Origin of the sequence: Streptomyces sp. NBC_01276 (genome assembly GCF_041435355.1) — a bacterium.
Lineage (GTDB): Bacteria > Actinomycetota > Actinomycetes > Streptomycetales > Streptomycetaceae > Streptomyces.
The window spans coordinates 2,351,865-2,369,360 of record NZ_CP108442.1 but is presented as its reverse complement, the minus strand read 5'-3'; the positions used below and the strand labels follow the sequence as shown (position 1 = coordinate 2,369,360).

Here is a 17,496-nt window from a genome sequence, read left to right as displayed (position 1 = left end):
GGAAAGTTTCACCGTGACCACCTTCACCGAACTGCTGTCGTACGAAGACGCCCTCGCGTCGTACGACCCCGTCATGGGCCTTGAGGTCCATGTCGAGCTCGGCACCAAGACCAAGATGTTCTGCGGCTGTTCCACCGAGCTGGGCGCCGAGCCCAACTCGCAGACCTGCCCCACCTGCCTCGGTCTGCCCGGCTCGCTCCCGGTCGTCAACGCGATCGGCGTCGAGTCGGCCATCAAGATCGGTCTCGCGCTGAACTGCGAGATCGCCGAGTGGTGCCGCTTCGCCCGGAAGAACTACTTCTACCCGGACATGCCGAAGAACTTCCAGACCTCCCAGTACGACGAGCCGATCGCCTTCAACGGCTTCCTCGACGTACAGCTGGAGGACGGCGAGATCTTCCGCGTGGAGATCGAGCGCGCCCACATGGAGGAGGACACCGGCAAGTCGCTGCACGTCGGCGGTGCCACCGGCCGCATCCACGGCGCGTCGCACTCCCTGCTGGACTACAACCGCGCCGGCATCCCGCTCATCGAGATCGTCACCAAGCCGATCGAGGGCGCGGGCGAGCGCGCCCCCGAGGTCGCCAAGGCGTACGTGGCCGAGCTGCGCGAGGTCATCAAGGCGCTCGGCGTCTCCGAGGCCCGCATGGACAAGGGCCAGATGCGCTGCGACGTGAACCTGTCGCTGCGCCCGACCCCCGAGTCCGAGTTTGGCACCCGCAGCGAGACGAAGAACGTCAACTCGCTGCGCTCCGTCGAGCGTGCGGCGCGCTTCGAGATCCAGCGCCACGCGGCCGTGCTGTCGTCCGGCGGCACGATCGTGCAGGAGACCCGGCACTTCCACGAGGAGGACGGCTCCACCACGGCCGGCCGCATCAAGGACAACGCCGAGGACTACCGGTACTTCCCGGAGCCCGACCTGGTCCCCGTCGCCCCGGCCCGTGACTGGGTCGAGGAGCTGCGCGGCGGCCTGCCCGAGATGCCGCGCGTGCGCCGCAACCGGCTCCGTGAGGAGTGGGGCGTCAGCGAGCACGACATGCAGTCCATCCTCAACGCGGGCGCGGTCGACTCCATCGTCGCCACCATCGAAGCGGGCGCCGACTCGGCCGCCGCGCGCAAGTGGTGGATGGGCGAGCTGGCCCGCAACGCCAACGAGCAGGGCGTCGTCGTCGACGAGCTGCCGATCACCCCGGCCCAGGTGGCCCGGGTCGCGGCCCTGGTCGCGGCCGGCGACCTGAACGACAAGCTGGCCCGTCAGGTCATCGAGGGCGTTCTCGCCGGCGAGGGCACCCCGGACGAGGTCGTCGAGAAGCGCGGCCTGAAGGTCGTCTCGGACGAGGGCGCGCTCGGCGCGGCCGTGGACGAGGCCATCGCGGGCAACGCGGCCATCGCAGACAAGATCCGCGGTGGCAAGGTCGCCGCTGTCGGCGCCCTGGTCGGCGCGGTCATGAAGACCACCCGCGGCCAGGCCGACGCGGCGCGCGTCAAGGAGCTCATCCTGGAGAAGCTCGGCGTCTCCGAGTAACTCCACGGGCTGTGAGGTGGCGGCCCGTACCGATCGACCCGATCGGTACGGGCCGCCCGTCTGCGTACAGGGGGTGTGCGGGTGGAGATCGGTGCGGTGGTCATCGCGGTCGTGGGCGTGGCGGGGACCCTGGGCGGGGCGCTGCTCACCCAGCGGGGTGCGGCGCGGGCGAAGCGCCGCGAGATAGAACTCGTGCGCGGGCACGAGGAGGTCCGCGCCGGCCTGACGCTGCGGCGCGCCTGCTACACGGCCCTCAACCGGGATTCCCGCCAGTTCGCCACCGCCCTCAACCGCCACCTGCACGTGATGCGGGAACGCGCCGTCGAGGAGACGGACCGGGAGGCGCTCGACGCGGCGAAGGCCGCGCACCGGGACAGTTACTCGGAGGCGCAGATGATCGCCCCGGACACGGTGCTGGAGCGCGCGTCCGCCGTCAACCGGTCCCTGAACGCCGTCTACGGGCAGGTCAAGCGCCTGGAGCGGGACGCCCCCGAGGCGGGCGAGACGATGGCGACGGCCTCTCGGGCCCAGCACGGCATCTGGGCCCTGACCCGGGAGATGCGCACCGCCATGCGCGAGGACCTCGGGGTGCCGGCGGGCTGAAGGCGCACGGGGGCGGCGGCGCGCTCGTGCCGCTCGCCCTCCGGCGGGAGCCGGCCGCGCCGTGCCGGGTGCCCGGTACGCGGAACCGCCCACCGGGCACCTCCCCTTCGCCGGGCGCCCGGCCGAACGGGCCGGGCTGGTCGAGGAGTTCCTCAGCGAGCGGCCCGCGGGCTGAGGAAGGCGAGACGGGCGGGCTTGGCCGGCAGGTGGACCTCGGGGAGGTCGATCTCCGGGAGCTCCACCTCCGGACCGAGCACGAAGCCGGAGCGCTCCAGCAGGGAGATGGCCTTGGCGTTGCGGGCGTCCGGCTCGGCGACCACCCGGCGGGCGCCCGCGTCGGAGAACAGGTAGGCGACGAAGGTCGCGACCAGGGTTCCCGTGAAGCCGTGCCGGGCCGCGCCGCCGGTCGGCCCGATCAGCAGGTGCACGCCGACGTCGCCGGGCCGGACCTCGTAGCACTCGCCGACCCGGTCCTCGGCGCAGTCGTACGTCTGGAACAGGGCCACCGGCTCCCCGTCGAGGCCGACCAGGAACGCGTGGTGGGTGGTGCGGCGGTCGACGTCCTCGTAGATCTCCTGGACCAGCTCGCGGCTCGCCCCGCCCATGCCCCAGAAGCGGGCGCGTTCCTCGGTGACCCAGCTGTGGATCAGCGCGGAATCGGCGGCGGGGTCGACGGGGGTGATGGTGACCGTCCCGAAGCCCTCGACGGGGTGGGTGTGGACGGGGGTGCGGGTGGAGGCGGTGGTCATGCGGACTCTTCCTTGGTGAGCAGGGCCCAGTCGGTGACGACGGGGACGAGGGCGCAGTCGGCCCAGAGCGGGAGCTGGTCGCGGTGGTGGGGGGAGCCGGTGACGCCGTCCGCGCCCAGCGGGACGGCCCAGAGGCTGTTCCGGCGGTCGGCCAGGTCCCAGACGTAGCGGGCGGCCGAGGCGCGGGCGGTGCGGTCGGTGAACCCGGGGACGGAGGAGGTGGCGTTGACGCAGTCGTGGTCGCCGCCGAGGCCGGGCCACTGCGCCCGCGGGTCGGGGACCGCCTGCCACGGGGCGAGGACGTGCACCCGGGACCAGGGGGTGTCGGGGAGGTCCGCGGCGGCCGTCTCCTCCAGGGCGGCCCGGACGTGCGCCGCCCGGTCCAGGGCGGGCAGGAGGGAGGTGGTGAGCAGGCCCTCCAGGGCGTAGCCGACGCGCGGGACCAGGTACAGCCACGGGTGGAACACGTCGGGGCCGGCCGGGGCACCGGCCAGGCCCGCGAAGACCGGGTCGGCCGCGAGACGGCGTACGGTCGCGGTGCGCAGGGCCGAGAAGACGGTGGCGTCGGTGCTGTCGGCCTCCATGTGCCGGTCCCACGCGAGCAGCCGGGCCCGGAGCCGGTCGGCGGCGGGGGAGAGGCCGTCGAGCGCGGCAAGCAGGTCGAGCAGGGGCGCTGCCGACGCGAGGTGCGTGTCCCGGTGCACGTCGGCCATCGCGCCGGGCGTCCAGTCCGCCGAGCCGCTGAGCAGCGCGCGGATGCGGTTGGCGCGGTGCGGGGGCGCGAACTCCACGCCGAGGGGGGAGGCGATGCCGCGTGCGTTCGCCATGACGGCGAAGCCCTGCACCGGCTCGGCGGGGGTGGGCGTCCAGCCCCGCCAGGCGTGCCGCGGCTCCCAGGCGGGCACCGGGCGGAGCCGGTTGGCGGGGTCGCGCAGCGGGACGGCGCCCGCGACGCGGTGCAGGAGGCCGCCCTCCGTGTCGGCGGCGTGGACGACGTTGACGGGCTCGGCCCAGCCGTCGAGGGCGCGGTCGACGTCGGCGACGGTGCGGGCGCGCAGCAGCGCGGGGAGGGCGGCGAAGCCGAGGTCCGCGCGGACGCGGGGCGGGTAGCGGAGAGAGAGGGTCTGGGGGGTGTCGGGGGCGTCGGGGGCGTCCGGAGTGGTCACGGCGTCGGCGGGGGCCGTGGTGGCGGTGGTGCGGACGGTGATCGGGGCGTCCGGGGCGTCCGGGCCTTCCGGGGCGTCCGGGCGGATGATCACCGGGCCGCGGCGGGTCTCCAGGACCTCGACCTCCACCTCCGGTCCCCCGGCCACGGTGACGGTCTCCGTGTGCCGGGCCACCGGCTCCCAGGTGCCGTCCGGGCCGAGGGCCTCCACCCCGTCCCCGTCGGCCGCGGCCCTGAGCCGCTCGACGTAGAGGTCCTGGTAGTCGGCCATGGCGTTGGTGATCGCCCAGGCGACGCCGCCCGTGTGCCCGAAGTGGCCGAGCCCGGGGACGCCCGGGACCGCCAGGCCGAGGACGTCGTACTCGGGGCAGGCCAGGCGTATCTGCTGGTAGACACCGGGGTCCTCGATGAACCGGTGCGGGTCGCCGGCGATGATCGCCGCGCCGGTGGCGGTCCGCCCGCCCGGGACCAGCCACCCGTTGCTGCCCGCGGTGCCCGGTCCGTCCGTCGCGAAGAGGGTGGTGGCCCCGTGGCCCAGGACGCGGGCCACGCGCTCGCGCCAGAGCTTGGTGGCGAAGCCCGCGAAGAGGATGTGGGTGCCGATCCAGATCGAGAGCGGGACCCAGGGCTCCCAGGGGGTGGGGGTGTGGCCGGTGCGCGCGAACCGGTCGTCGCGGGCGGCGCCTTCGGCGAGGCCGGCGTTGACCCCGTCGACGTAGGCGCGCACCCAGGCCGCGGTGTCGGGGTCGAGGGCCTCGTGGCAGCGCCGGGCGGTGTCGTCGAGGCGGGCCTGGCGGGCGAACCGGTCCCAGGTGACGCACTCGGGCCCGAGGAACGCGGCGCTGGAGCCCTGGGCGCGGTGCCGTTCGACCTCCAGCTGCCAGGCCCGGTCCACGGCCGTGACGCGGCCCTGGGCGTAGGAGAGCCGGAGGGGGTCGGACGCACGGAGGTGGGGGATGCCCCAGCTGTCGCGGTAGACCTCGTAGGCCTCGGTAGTCACACTGCTCACACTCTTCCCCCAGAGTCTTAGGTTAGGCTGCCCTAACTATAAGGGTGTGGGGGAAGGGGCGGACGCGGCGGTGGGTGAGGGCTGGGAGGGCGTGGTCCTCAAGCTCATGAGGGGCGAGGACTTCACGTTCACGGTGACCGGGGCGGAGGAGGCCACCGAGCGCGTCCGCCGGGTCCACGTCACCGACGGCGGCCCACCGGCGGCTGTCGGGGGCTCCGCACGCCCCACGATGTGGGGCCGCGCCCGGTTCGGACGCGGAGCCGCCCGTACGGGCCGGCGAGGCCCCGCGCGACGTCCGGCGGGTGCCGCGCGCCGGCACGGCCCTGGCCGACCGGGTCCGGGCCGGGCTGCCGGAGCTGCTCGGTTCGGACCCGGCGCCGGCGTACGTCTGGCCGGCCCGCGACACCGCCACCCCCCGCGCCCTGACGGCGTACCCGCGCAGGAAGCTCGCCCTGCCGAAGCGGTGCGTGCGCGGACGGGGCTACCGGCGTCCGGCCTGAGCGCCCGCGCCCCGAGCGCCCGTGCCCCGGGTGTTCACGCCCCGACGGTGCCGTCGATGGCCTCGCGGAGGAAGTCCGCGTGGCCGTTGTGGCGGGCGTACTCGTGGATCATGTGCAGCATCACCAGCCGGAGCGAGGCGTCCGCCTCCCACTTCGGGACGTGCGCCGTCACCTCCAGGGACGCTGCGGCGGCCTCGACGGCGCGGGAGTGCTCGACCTCCGCCTCCCACGCGGCGAACGCCTCGGCGCGGGTCGCGCCGGAGGCGTCGTAGGCGGCCTGGAAGTCGTGCTCCTCGGACCACAGGTGCGGGACGACCGCCCCGCCGATCGTGCGGCGGAACCACTGGCGCTCCACCTCCGCCATGTGCCGGACGAGACCGAGCAGCGACAGGGTGGACGGCGGTGAGGCCGGGCGGCGCAGCTCCTCGTCGGTGAGGCCCTCGCACTTCCAGGCGAGGGTGGCCCGGTGGAAGTCGAGGTACGCGCGCAGCGTCTCGCGTTCGTTCCCGGTCAGGGGAGGTCCTATGCGTTCCATGCGCCCGATCCTCCCCCCTCGGCCCCACCGGGGGGCGAGTTCCGGCCACGGGGGTCCGTCCGTCGTGGGCCCCGGCCGGGACGGTCCGGGACCTCCGCGACGGGTCCCCACCGCCACCCCGGTCCCCCGTCAGCGCCGCCGGATGTACGGGGTCGTCACGCCCAGGACCCCGAAGCCCAGCCGCTCCAGGATCGGGCGGCTGTCCTCCGAGGCGTCCACCTGGAGGTACGGGATGCCGCGGGCCGCCGCGACGCGGGCCCGGTGGGCCACCAGCAGGCGGTAGATGCCCCGCCCGCGCCACTGCGGGTCGGTCCCGCCGCCCCACAGGCCGGCGAAGGAGCAGCCGGGCCGCATCTCCATGCGGGCCGCGCTGACCGGAACGTCTCCGGCCATCGCGAGGACGGCCTCGATCGTGTCCGGCTCGTCCCGCAGCAGACTCAGCATCCCCTCCCGGATCCGCGGCCGCTCCCTGCCGAAGGCCCGCCGGTGGACCTCCATCATCAGGTCCACCCCGGCCTCGTCCGTGACCACCCGCAGGGTGATCCCCTCCGGCGGCTCCGCCGACAGCGCGGCGAGCTCATCGGACCGGCCCACCAGCAGGGTCTCCGGCGGTTCCGGCACGAAGCCCGCCGCCCGCAGCCGGTCCCCGAGGTCGGCGGGCCGGTCGTGGGAGTAGAGCTTCCACTCGAACTCCTCGTCGCCCCCGGCGTCGGCGTGCGCCCCGAAGTGCGCCACCTGCGCCGCGATCTCCGCGTCCGCCGTGTCCGCGTCGAGGTCCGACCACAGCACGCCGTTCCAGCCGAGCCCCGGCACGGTCTGCCGGACGACCGCCCCCACCCGTTCCACCCGCGCGTTCGCGGCGTCGGGCACGGCGTCGCGCCGCATCTGCGCGTCGTACCGGTCGCGCACCTTCAGCAGTTCGTCCTGATCCATCGTCATCGGGCCAGCTCACCAGCTGTCGGCCCGCTTCCACAACTGCAATAGCCTCGGCCCGTGAACGACGAATCCGTGATCTACACCGGCAAGGCCGCGCCCGACGCCGCCGCCGACCGGGGCTGGCTGCTCGGTCACTTCAAGGAGCCCGGCGACCCCCGCCACAGCGAGGACGTCGAGATCAAGTGGGGCGTCCACCCCAAGGGCGAGGAACGCGCCCGGTGGGTCACCGGTGAACACCGCACCGCGCTCCAGGTCCTCATCAGCGGCCGGTTCCGGCTGGAGTTCCCCGGCCGGACCGTGGTCCTCGCCGAGCAGGGGGACTACGTGGTCTGGGGGCGCGGGGTCGACCACTCCTGGTACGCCGAGGAGGACGCGGTGGTCCTCACCGTGCGCTGGCCCTCGGTCCCCGGCTACCGCGCCGACCCGCCTTCCGTCCCGCCCGCCCCCTGACCGGGAGCCCCGCACCCGCGCGGGCCTGTGACGATGCACACGAAATGCGCCAAGGATCACCGAACGCTGAGATCGTGGCGTTTTGAGGTGTAGACCACCCCGCCTTTTCACAAATCCAGCAGTTCACGAGTTCACGAGTTCTTTGCGTCGGGCCGCCTCCCGCTGAAGATCCGAACCACCAGGGAGCACGTCCGTTGGCAGCAATCGCACGGTGGTGCATGCGGCACCGACTGGTCACCGTCCTGATCTGGCTGCTCGCCCTCGGCGCCACCGCCGCCGCGGCCGGCGCGGCCGGAACCGCGTTCTCCAACGACTACGAGGTTCCCGGCACGGAGTCGGCGAAGGCGAACGCCCTCCTGCGGGAGGGTTTCCACGGTCAGGGCGGTGACACCGACACCATCGTGTGGCGGACCCCGGACCACCAGAACGCGCGGACCCCGGACGTCGAACGGCGCATGACCCGGGCCCTGGACGCCGTCGCCGCCCTGCCCGGCGTCGGATCGGTCGTCGGGCCCTACGGGCCGGGCCCCGCCGGCGCCGCGCAGATCAGCCCCGACGGCCGCACCGCCTACGCCGTCGTCACCTTCGACCGGCCGGCCGACTCCGTACCCCGCTCCCAGGCCAAGGCGGTCGTGGACACGGTCCGCGACCCGGCCACCCGGGCCGACGGACTCCAGGTCGAACTCGGCGGCCGCGCGATAGGGCTGACCGAGGCGCCCAGCGCCCACCTCGCCGAGGTCATCGGCGTCGTCATCGCCGCCGTGGTCCTCTTCCTCGCCTTCGGCTCCCTCGCCGCGAGCCTGCTGCCCATCGCGACCGCCCTGGTGAGCGTCGGCAGCGCCTACTTCGCAATCACCCTCCTCGGGCACGCCATGCCCGTCGCCGACTTCGCGCCGATGCTGGGCACGCTCGTCGGCCTCGGTGTGGGCATCGACTACGCCCTGTTCATCGTCACGCGGCACCGCAAGGGGCTGACCCGCGGGCTCACCGTCGCCGAGGCCGCCGAGAACGCCGTCGCCACCACGGGCCGGGCCGTCGTCTTCGCCGGGGCCACCGTCTGCATAGCCCTGCTCGGCATGCTGGTGCTGCGGCTGGACTTCCTCGACGGCGTCGCGCTGGCCGCCTCCCTCACCGTGGTCCTCACGGTGGCGGCCTCCGTCACCCTGCTGCCCGCCCTCCTCTCGTACATAGGCCCCCGGGCCCTCTCGCGCCGCGAACGCCGCAAACTCGCCGCCGAGGGCCCCCGCCCGGAGTCGCCCACCGGATTCGCAGCCCGCTGGTCCGCCTTCGTGGAGCGCCACCCCAAGCCGCTCGGCCTGCTCGCCACGCTGGTCATGCTGGTGCTGGCACTGCCCACCCTCTCGCTCCACCTCGGCACCTCCGACCAGGGCAACAATCCGGCCGGATCCACCACCCGCAAGGCGTACGACCTGCTGGCCGAGGGGTTCGGGCCCGGCACGAACGGCCCGCTCGCGATCGTCGCCCGCCTCGACGGGGCCGGCGACCACGTCGCCGTCGACCGGCTGACCGAGGCCCTGCGTACCACCGGGAACGTCGCCTCCGCCGGTCCCGCCGTCTTCAACCGCAGCGGAGACACCGCCGTCCTCACGGTCGTACCGCGGTCCGCGCCGCAGTCCCGGGCCACGAGCGAGCTGGTCGACACCCTGCGCCGCGACGTCATCCCGCGCGCCGGGCGGGGCAGCACCATGGAGGCCCACGTCGGCGGCGTGACGGCCGGCTACGACGACTTCGCCGGGGTGATCGTCGGCAAGCTGCCCCTCTTCGTCGGGGTGGTCATCACCCTGGGCTGCCTGCTCCTGTTGCTGGCCTTCCGCTCCCTCGGCATCCCGCTCAAGGCGGCCGCCATGAACGTCGCGGCCGTCGCCTCGTCCTTCGGCGTGGTCGTCGTGATCTTCCAATGGGGCTGGGGGAGCGAGCTGCTGGGCCTCGGCAGCGCCGGCCCGATCGAGCCCTTCCTCCCGGTGATCATGGTCTCCGTGCTGTTCGGGCTCTCCATGGACTACCAGGTGTTCCTGGTCAGCCGGATGTACGAGGAATGGCTGGAGACCGGTGACAACCGGCGGGCCGTCCGGGTGGGACTCGCCGAGACCAGCCGGGTGATCAACTCCGCGGCCGTCATCATGATCTCCGTCTTCCTCGCGTTCGTGCTCAGCGGCGACCGCCTCATCGCGATGTTCGGCATCGCCCTCGCCGCCGCCGTCGCGCTGGACGCCTTCGTCCTGCGCACCCTGCTCGTCCCCGCCCTCATGCACCTGCTCGGCGGGGCGAACTGGTGGATACCCCGCTGGCTGGACCGCCGGCTGCCCCGCATCAGCATCGAACCCCCGGAGTGCCGCCCCCGTGCGACACTTCCGACGCAGCGGCCGAACGCGGACCACGCGCCCTCGGCCCCCCTTTCCCGCTGACCGGTTACGAGCCGCAAGGAAGCACGCATGTTCGCGATAGACCTCGCCGACGACGCCCAGCTGTTCCCGCTGGAGATCTGGCACGCCGAGGAGTTCCTGGCCCACATCGACCGCGGCCGCGAGTTCATCGGCCGGTACGTCGGCTTCCCGGACCGCGCCACCGACCTCGAATCCGCCCGCCGCCTGCTCGGCTCGAACGCGGAGTCCGCGGCCGCCGACGGACGCCGCCTGTACGGCATCCGCGTGGACGGCACCCTCGTCGGCGGGGTCCTCTTCCCGAACTTCGACGCCGCCTCCGGCAACTGCGAGGTCGGCTGCTGGATGGAGCCCGCCGGGGCCGGCCGCGGCCTGGTCACCAAGGCCTGCCGGGTCCTGATCGACTGGGCCGTGCGGGAGCGCGGCATGCACCGCGTGGAATGGCACGTCGCCTCCGGCAACAAGAAGAGCATCGCGGTCGCCGAGCGCCTCGGCATGACCCGCGAGGGCGTCATGCGGCAGAGCCACCTCCACCGCGGGGTCCGCCAGGACATCGAGGTCTGGTCGCTCCTGGCCCACGAATGGACCGACACCCCCGCCGTGTAGCCGCCGGGGCCGCGGGCGTCTCACCGGGCCCGCGGCCCGCCGGCCGCCCCGGGCCGTGAGCCCTCTCAGGAACCTCTCAGAAACGCCGCCTACGGTGCCCGCCATGGACACCACGAAGACCCTCGCCCCGACCGTCGCCGAGACGGACGCCGCCGAGGAGCAGGCGGCGCCGGACACCGCGGCCGCCACCACCGCGGCCGACGAGGCCGCCCCCGCCGACGCGACCACCGGGTCCGCCGCACGGGACGCCGCCGACGGCGGAACCGCGGCCGGCGCCGAGGCCGCCGGGGACGCGGACGAGGAGTTCGACGAGGACGGGGCGGACCGGGAGGACGGGGAGGACGCCGGGCACGGCTCCGGAGTCGGCGCCGCGGCCTCCGCCATCGTCGCCGCCGGCCTCGGGCTCGTCGCCCTCAGCGGCAGCTGGGTGTCCCGTGTGATCGCCGAACGCCAGACGCTCATCGGCCAGATCGAGTCGGTCAACGCGACCACCGCCAAGGAGAAGATCGCCGCCCTGTACGGCGACGCCTGGCACATGACCGCCCTCGTCAACGGTGTCCTGTCCACCCTCGCCCTCCTCCTCGCCGCCTTCGTCCTCGCCCGCCCCGCCTTCGGCACCCCCGGCCGGGTGCTGCCGGTCTGGGTCCGCTCCGTCTCCTGGGCCGCCGTCGCCCTCGGCGTCCTCGGCGTCCTGGTGTTCGGCCTCATGTACTTCGACCTCCTCGTGGCCCTCCCGACGGCCGCCCAGTAGGCACCGCCTTACGCCCGCTCCACTCCCTCTCAGGCCGGACCTAAGTCCCTTCGGGGATCCTGGGTCCGGTACTAAGGCCCCCCGCACCGCAGAGATGCGGCATGAGCCCCATGCGGCGGACCCCTCTGGGAAGCGAATCTTGGATCACACCGAACGAGGTGCCGGAGAAACGCGACAAGGGAGTACGAGATGTTCGAGTACGAGATGGCCACCGCCCGCCGCGCCGACCTCATCCGCGAGGCCGACCGCTTCCGGATGGTCCAGCTGGCCAAGCAGGCCGACCGCGCCTCTCGCGGCCAGGAATCCGAAAGGACGGCGAGAGGACACCGCAGCCTCTTCACCCGCGCCGCGTAAACAGCGTCGCGGAACAGGTGAGCTGACGCGTGATCAGAAGCGCAGCGATAAGCAGTGCCGCCGACCCGCACCTCTGTGCGATCCTCGGCGGTGTGGAAACCAGATCCGTCAGCCCGGTGTTCGTCGGCCGAGCCGACGAACTGGCCGCACTCGTGGACGCCCTGACCCGCGCCGCCGAACAGGAGCCGCAGGCCCTGCTCATCGGCGGAGAGGCCGGGGTCGGCAAGACCCGGCTGACCGAGGAGTTCCTCGGTGAGGCCGCCCGCCGCGGAGCCGTGGTGGCGGTCGGAGGCTGTGTGGAGATCGGGGCGGAGGGACTTCCCTTCGCCCCGTTTTCGACTGCCCTGCGCACCCTGCTCCGCCAGCTGCCCGACGAACTCGCCGCCGCGGCCGCCGGCCAGGAGGACGAACTCGCCCGGATCCTCCCCGAACTCGGCGAGACCCCCCGCGGCCCGCACGACGAGGAGAGCACCGCCCGGCTCTTCGAGCTGACGGCCAGGATGCTGGAACGCCTCGCCGCCCACCGCACCGTCGTCCTCGTCCTCGAAGACCTCCACTGGGCCGACACCTCCACCCGGCACCTGCTCGCCTACCTCCTGCGCACCCTCGGCAGCGGCCGCCTCGTCCTCGTCGCCACCTACAGGGCCGACGACATCCACCGTCGCCACCCGCTGCGCCCCCTCCTCGCCGAACTCGACCGGCTGCGCACCGTCCAGCGGATCGAACTGCGCCGCTTCAACCGGGCCGAGGTCCGCCGCCAGCTCGCCGGGATCCTCGCCACCCAGCCCGAAGAGAGCTTCGTGGACTCCGTCTTCGACCGCTCCGACGGCAACGCCTTCTTCGTCGAGGAACTCGTCGCCTCCCGCGAGAGCGGCTGCCGCACCGGGCTCACCGAATCCCTGCGCGACCTGCTGCTCGTCCGCGTCGAAGTCCTCCCCGACGCCGCCCAGCGGGTGGTGCGCGTCGTCGCCGAGGGCGGCTCCACCGTCGAGTACGCCCTGCTGCGCGCCGTGGTCCAGCTCGGCGAGGACGAACTGATCGAGGCCCTTCGGGCGGCCGTCGGCGCCAACATCCTCCTCGCCACCTCCGACGGCGACGGCTACCGCTTCCGCCACTCCCTCGTCCGCGAGGCCGTCAGCGACGACCTGCTCCCCGGCGAGCGCGCCCGCGTCAACCGGCGCTACGCCGAGGCCATGGAGGCCGACGAGAGCCTGGTGCGCGCCGAGGAGCGGGTCATCCGGCTGGCCAACTACTGGTACGCGGCGAACAGCCCGGCCAAGGCCCTGCCCGCCGTCCTCGCCGCCTCCGTCACCGCCCGCCGCCGGCACGCCTACTCCGAGCAGCTCAGCCTGCTGGAGCGAGCCATGGAACTGTGGGAAAGCACCCCCGAGGAGGTCCGGGAGGAACTGCGCCCCGCGGACTACACCGACGTGTACCCGCCCTGCGGCTGCGACCCGGAGACCACCCCGCTCCAGCGCCTCGACCTGTTCGCCGAGGCCACCGTCGCCGCCCGGTTCGGCGGCGAACGCGAACGCGCCCTGAAACTCGTCAAGCTCGCCCTGCGGATCCTCGACGAGGACGGCTCCGACCCGCTGCGGGCCGCCTGGTTCTGGACCGAGCGCTCCCGGCTGGTGGCCAACCTCGCCCGGGGCGACGGCTGGGAGGAGATCGCCAGGGCGCAGGAACTGGTCAAGGGGCTGCCCCCGTCCCAGGTGCACGCCGACGTCCTGGTCCGCGCCGCCGGCTGGGGCATGCTCCACAACCCCGGCCCCGCCAACCTCGCCGCCGCCGAACGCGCCGTCGAGTACGCGCGGATGGTCGGGGCCGAGGAGACCGAGCTCAACGCACGGATCACCCACGGCAGCCTGCTCGCCGACTCCGGCGACCCGGACGCCGGACTCGCCGAGATCCACGAAGTCCTGCTCCGCGCCTCGGAACTCGGATTCACCCTGCTCGCAGGTCGTGCTCACATCAACCTCAGCTCTCAACTCGAAGGACTCGGACGGTCCCGGGAAGCGGTGGAACTGGCTGAACAAGGGATCCGGCTCGTCGCCAAATCCCGGCTCCTGGACACCGAAGCCTGGCTCCGCGGCAACATGGCGGAGAGCCTGTACAGCCTCGGCCGCTGGGACGAGGCCGCCACGGAGGCCCGCCGCACCCTGCGCGACGGCCAGGGCGCACCCCCGCGCGGCACCGCCGCCGCACACCTGGTCCACCTGGCCCTGGCCCGTGGCGAACTGACCGAGGCAGCCCACCAGCTGGCCGCCGCCCACACCCACTTCGGCACCCACGACGCCCAGCCCCAGCACCGGCTGCCGCTCTACCGGCTGGCGATCGGCATCGCCGAGGGCGAAGGCCGGATCGCCGACGTCCGCGCCGAGACCGCCGAGGCCGTCGCCCTCGGGTTCGCGCTCGGCCAGCACCGCTACGCCTGGCCGCTGCTGCTGGCCTCCGCCTCCGCCGAGGCCGACGCCCGCGGCCTGCCCGCCGCCGACGAGGGCCGCGAGGCGGCCCTGACGACGCTCCGCACCGGCGCCAAGGGCCTGCCGACGCCGGCACCCGTCTGGGCCGCCCACGCCGAGTACCTGCGGGCCGAACTGCTCCGCGCCGAGGACCGCGACACCCTCGCCGACTGGACCGCGGTCGAGGCCGCCGTCCGCCCGCTCCAGCGCCCCTACCTGCTGGCCCGGGCCCGCCACCGCCTCGCCGAGGCGATGCTGGCCTGCGGCACCGACCGGGAGGAAGCCGCCGACCTGCTGCGCGACGCCCACGCCGCCGCCGACCGGCTCGGCGCCCGCCGCCTCCGCGAGGAGCTGGCCCTGCTCGCCCAGCGCGCCCGGCTCCCGCTGACCGCCGACGACACCGGCCCGCACCGGCCCGGCCGGGACACCGCCGACCCCCTGGAGGCGCTCGGCCTGACCAGCCGCGAGCGCGACGTCCTGCGCCTGGTCGCCACGGGGAGCACCAACCGGCAGATCGCCGAGGAACTCTTCATCTCCCCGAAGACGGCCAGCGTGCACGTCTCGAACATCCTGGCCAAGCTGGGCGTCGCCGGCCGGGGCGAGGCCGCCGCACTCGCCCACAGGCTGCGCCTGTTCACCCCCGTGGAGCCGGAGCCCGCCACCCCGGCGGGCCGCGGCTAGTGCGCTGACCGGGGCGCGTCCGCGGCCGCCTCCGGCCCGTCCTCCCTCGGACGTATGAGCACCCGGCCGGAGTCGAGGTCTATCGGGCCCCGTCCCGGATCGCCGTCACCGACGTCGGTCCGGGACAGCTCCAGTCGTTCACGTTCCTCGTGCGCATGCCGAGAACCGGGGTTGAAGAGCTCCTGGATCGCGTTGAACACCGTGCCCACCGTGCCTTTCCGCCCCCCTCCGGGGCCGCTCGGGTCACCGCACCGTCAGGGTCAGGATCCTGTCGTCGCCCGCTTCCGGCGACCCGCGCCCGTCCGTCTCGCTCGTGACCAGCAGCAAGCGGTCCCCGCCGAGGGACACCACCGTCCGCAGCCGCCCGTACTTCCCCTGGAGGAAGGCCTCCGGCTCCGCCACGGGCACGGCACCCTTCAAAGGGATCCGCCACAGCCGCTCGCCCTTCAGCCCGGCCATCCACACCGAGCCCTGCGCCCAGGCGATCCCGCTCGGAGACGCCTCGTCCGGCTTCCACACCGCCACCGGATCCCGGAACCCCGCCCGGCCCGCCTTCCCCTCCACCTCCGGCCAGCCGTAGTTGCCGCCCGGCTCGATCAGGTTCAGCTCGTCCCAGGTGTTCTGGCCGAACTCGGCCGCCCAGAGCCGCTTGTCCTTGTCCCAGGCGAGGCCCTGCACATTGCGGTGCCCGTACGAGTACACGACGGAATCGGCCTCCGGATTGCCGTGCACCGGTTGTCCGTCCGGGGTCATCCGCAGGATCTTGCCGCCCAGCGACTTCCTGTCCTGGGCCAGCGCGGTGTCCCCGGTCTCGCCGGTGCCCGCGTAGAGCATCCTGTCCGGCCCGAAGGCGATCCGGCCGCCGTTGTGGACGACGCCCTTGGGGATGCCCCGCAAGACCGTGTCGGGTGCGCCCAGCTGCTGCCCGGCCTGCCTCTGCTCGTCGTACCGCATCCGGGCGATGCGGTTGTCGGACTCGGTCGTGAAGTACGCGTACACCAGCCGGTCCGAGGCGAACGTGGGGGACAGGGCCAGGCCCAGCAGCCCGCCCTCCCCGCCCGGCGCGACCCCGGGCACCCTGCCGATCTGCGTCACCGCCCCCGTGTCCGTCCGGACCCGGCTGATGGTGCCCTTGTCACGGGAGGCGACCAGCAGGTCCCCGCCCGGCAGCGGGGCCACGCCCCAGGGGGACTCCAGGCCCTTGGCCACCTCCCCCGACACCGTCACCGAGCCCCGGGCCGGAGGTGCCCCCGCGTCCTGCGCCGTCCCCGAAGGCCCCGGCGAGGCCGTTCCCGGCGGAGACCCGGGTGGGGAGCCGCCCGCCCCGCTCGGCACACCGCCGGAGGAGCAGCCGGCCGTCAGCAGGACCCCGCACCCCGCCAGCGCGAGCGCCACCGGCACGCCCCGACCGCGCGGTCCCGGTCCGGCGCGGCGCCCCGCACCGGCGTCCCGCTCCCCTCCGGCCCCCGCCTCCCCGATCCCGCCGTCCGAGGTCCCGTACGCCCCGTTCCCGTACGCCCCGCTGCCGTCCCGCCGGTTCCGTCCGTATCGCATGGTCCCGCTCCCCTCCGGTCCGCCGATCCCGCCTTCCACCCCTCTCAACAGGTCCGGCACATCCTGAAGTTCCACCGCTCGTACACCCGATCGAGTGGTTGTGCGGGATCAGGCCGGACCGTCCGGTCGGCCCGCGCCACGGCTCACTCCCAGGCACCCACCGCCGCCGGCAGCGCCGCGATCTCGGCCAGTTCCCCGGCCGTCAGCCGCACCTCCGCCGCCCGGGCGTTCTCCGCGGCCCAGCGCGCCCGCTCCGCCCCCGGCACCGGCACCACGTGCGGCCCCTGCGCCAGCACCCACGCCAGCGCCACCTGCGCCGGCGTGACCTCCGGCCCGTGCCGCAGCGCCACCCGACGCAGCGCCGCCACCAGCACCTGGTTCGAGGCCATGGCGTGCGCCGTGAACCGGGGATGCCGCGCCCGCACGTCCGCGTCCTCGAACCCCTGCCCGGGCGTCAGCGTCCCCGTCAGGAACCCGCTCCCCAGCGGCATCGCCGCCAGCATCCCCACGCCCCGCGCCGCGCACCACGGCAACAGCTGCCACGCGGCCTCCGGCGACCACACCGACAGCTCCGCCTGCACCGCGGTCACCGGGAACACCTGCTGGACCCGCTCCAACTGCCGCACCGTCGACCGGTAGCCCCGGTCCCCGCGCCGTCCGGCCCCGGGCCCGGCCCCCGCGCCCAGCGCGCAGAACCCGAGCGACCGCACCTTCCCCGCGCCGACCAGCTCCGCCATGGCGCCCCAGGTCTCCTCCACCGGCACGTCCGGATCCACCCGGTGCAACTGGTACAGGTCTATGACGTCGGTCCGCAGCCGCCGCAGCGAGGCGTCGCACGCCCGGCGCACGTACCCCGGCCGCCCGTCGGCCACCACGTGCTGCTCACCGGCGCGCAGCCCCACCTTGGCGGACACGAAGGCCTCGGCCCGCCGCTCCCGCAGCACCCGTCCGACCACCAGCTCGTTGGTGAACGGCCCGTACAGGTCAGCGGTGTCCAGGAGGTTGGCCCCCAGGTCCAGCGCCGTGTGCACCGTCCGCAGCGACTCCTCGCCCCGGCGTCGTGAAGGCGCGTAGGCCCAGCTCATCGGCATGCACCCGAGCCCGATGGCTCCGACCGTCAGCGGCCCGGCCCCGATCGCCCTGCGCTCCACCCCTGCGTCCCCCTCCCGGTACGGACCTCAAAGTAACGGCTTGATCCAGTTCCCTTCGCATAG

15 protein-coding genes and 1 pseudogene are annotated in these 17,496 nt (G+C 74.1%); 9 read left to right on the top strand and 7 right to left on the bottom strand.

Annotation, left to right across the window (positions count from 1 at the left end):
- Positions 1-13: 13 nt before the first annotated feature.
- Together gatB and OG295_RS09920 are read left to right on the top strand one after the other, a co-directional pair.
- Positions 14-1,525: an Asp-tRNA(Asn)/Glu-tRNA(Gln) amidotransferase subunit GatB gene (gene gatB, locus OG295_RS09925; protein WP_356209863.1), complete on the top strand. Its 1,512-nt coding sequence runs from the start codon at positions 14-16 to the stop codon at positions 1,523-1,525.
- An 81-nt stretch (positions 1,526-1,606) separates the two neighbouring features.
- Positions 1,607-2,128, top strand: a complete 522-nt coding sequence (locus OG295_RS09920; RefSeq protein WP_371676543.1) for a hypothetical protein — start codon at positions 1,607-1,609, stop codon at positions 2,126-2,128.
- A 152-nt stretch (positions 2,129-2,280) separates the two neighbouring features.
- Here the strand turns inward: OG295_RS09920 and OG295_RS09915 are convergent, their stop codons facing one another.
- Together OG295_RS09915 and OG295_RS09910 are read right to left on the bottom strand one after the other, a co-directional pair.
- On the bottom strand, positions 2,281-2,877 hold the full coding sequence (locus OG295_RS09915) for a GNAT family N-acetyltransferase (protein WP_371676542.1): 597 nt from the start codon (positions 2,875-2,877) through the stop codon (positions 2,281-2,283).
- Entirely contained in the window at positions 2,874-5,051 is a 2,178-nt protein-coding gene (locus OG295_RS09910) for a penicillin acylase family protein (RefSeq protein WP_371676541.1), read from the bottom strand. The genes OG295_RS09915 and OG295_RS09910 overlap by 4 nt, the downstream gene beginning before the upstream one ends.
- A gap of 70 nt (positions 5,052-5,121) precedes the next feature.
- Between OG295_RS09910 and OG295_RS09905 the strand changes: the two are divergent.
- Positions 5,122-5,551: pseudogene (locus tag OG295_RS09905) on the top strand (hypothetical protein).
- Positions 5,552-5,585: 34 nt separating this feature from the next.
- On the opposite strand, the gene OG295_RS09900 reads toward OG295_RS09905, so the two are convergent.
- Positions 5,586-6,086 (bottom strand): DinB family protein, encoded by a 501-nt coding sequence (locus OG295_RS09900; protein ID WP_371676540.1) that lies wholly within the window; start codon positions 6,084-6,086, stop codon positions 5,586-5,588.
- Positions 6,087-6,215: 129 nt separating this feature from the next.
- On the bottom strand, positions 6,216-7,019 hold the full coding sequence (locus tag OG295_RS09895; RefSeq protein WP_371681150.1) for a GNAT family N-acetyltransferase: 804 nt from the start codon (positions 7,017-7,019) through the stop codon (positions 6,216-6,218).
- A 60-nt stretch (positions 7,020-7,079) separates the two neighbouring features.
- On the opposite strand from OG295_RS09895, the gene OG295_RS09890 reads away from it, so the two are divergent.
- The 6 genes from OG295_RS09890 to OG295_RS09865 all read left to right on the top strand — a co-directional run bounded on the left by OG295_RS09890 (position 7,080) and on the right by OG295_RS09865 (position 14,728).
- On the top strand, positions 7,080-7,472 hold the full coding sequence (locus OG295_RS09890; RefSeq protein ID WP_371676539.1) for a signal peptidase I: 393 nt from the start codon (positions 7,080-7,082) through the stop codon (positions 7,470-7,472).
- A gap of 194 nt (positions 7,473-7,666) precedes the next feature.
- Entirely contained in the window at positions 7,667-9,898 is a 2,232-nt protein-coding gene (locus OG295_RS09885; RefSeq protein ID WP_371676538.1) for an MMPL family transporter, read from the top strand.
- Between the two features lie 27 nt (positions 9,899-9,925).
- Complete coding sequence (locus OG295_RS09880; protein WP_371676537.1) at positions 9,926-10,480, top strand: GNAT family N-acetyltransferase; 555 nt, start codon at positions 9,926-9,928, stop codon at positions 10,478-10,480.
- 103 nt (positions 10,481-10,583) lie between these two features.
- Positions 10,584-11,231 (top strand): hypothetical protein, encoded by a 648-nt coding sequence (locus tag OG295_RS09875; protein WP_371676536.1) that lies wholly within the window; start codon positions 10,584-10,586, stop codon positions 11,229-11,231.
- 189 nt (positions 11,232-11,420) lie between these two features.
- Positions 11,421-11,585, top strand: a complete 165-nt coding sequence (locus OG295_RS09870) for a hypothetical protein (protein WP_371676535.1) — start codon at positions 11,421-11,423, stop codon at positions 11,583-11,585.
- 92 nt (positions 11,586-11,677) lie between these two features.
- Positions 11,678-14,728, top strand: a complete 3,051-nt coding sequence (locus OG295_RS09865; protein WP_371676534.1) for an AAA family ATPase — start codon at positions 11,678-11,680, stop codon at positions 14,726-14,728.
- On the opposite strand, the gene OG295_RS09860 is transcribed toward OG295_RS09865, so the two are convergent.
- The 3 genes from OG295_RS09860 to OG295_RS09850 form a co-directional block, all read right to left on the bottom strand.
- Positions 14,725-14,928 carry a DUF6191 domain-containing protein gene (locus OG295_RS09860; RefSeq protein WP_371676533.1) on the bottom strand — a complete coding sequence of 68 codons (204 nt, stop codon included), beginning with the start codon at positions 14,926-14,928 and terminating at the stop codon, positions 14,725-14,727. The two genes, OG295_RS09865 and OG295_RS09860, sit on opposite strands and share 4 nt — an antisense overlap.
- A 43-nt stretch (positions 14,929-14,971) precedes the next feature.
- Positions 14,972-16,282 carry a sorbosone dehydrogenase family protein gene (locus OG295_RS09855; RefSeq protein WP_371676532.1) on the bottom strand — a complete coding sequence of 437 codons (1,311 nt, stop codon included), beginning with the start codon at positions 16,280-16,282 and terminating at the stop codon, positions 14,972-14,974.
- 143 nt (positions 16,283-16,425) lie between these two features.
- Entirely contained in the window at positions 16,426-17,433 is a 1,008-nt protein-coding gene (locus OG295_RS09850) for an aldo/keto reductase (RefSeq protein ID WP_371676531.1), read from the bottom strand.
- Between the last annotated feature and the right edge of the window lie 63 nt (positions 17,434-17,496).

Coding starts and splice junctions, on each gene's coding strand:
- OG295_RS09915 (WP_371676542.1), bottom strand. CDS start 2,877: ATGACCACCGCCTCCACCCGCACCCCCGTCCACACCCACCCCGTCGAG.
- OG295_RS09900 (WP_371676540.1), bottom strand. CDS start 6,086: ATGGAACGCATAGGACCTCCCCTGACCGGGAACGAACGCGAGACGCTG.
- OG295_RS09895 (WP_371681150.1), bottom strand. CDS start 7,019: ATGGATCAGGACGAACTGCTGAAGGTGCGCGACCGGTACGACGCGCAG.
- OG295_RS09880 (WP_371676537.1), top strand. CDS start 9,926: ATGTTCGCGATAGACCTCGCCGACGACGCCCAGCTGTTCCCGCTGGAG.
- OG295_RS09875 (WP_371676536.1), top strand. CDS start 10,584: ATGGACACCACGAAGACCCTCGCCCCGACCGTCGCCGAGACGGACGCC.
- OG295_RS09870 (WP_371676535.1), top strand. CDS start 11,421: ATGTTCGAGTACGAGATGGCCACCGCCCGCCGCGCCGACCTCATCCGC.
- OG295_RS09855 (WP_371676532.1), bottom strand. CDS start 16,282: ATGCGATACGGACGGAACCGGCGGGACGGCAGCGGGGCGTACGGGAAC.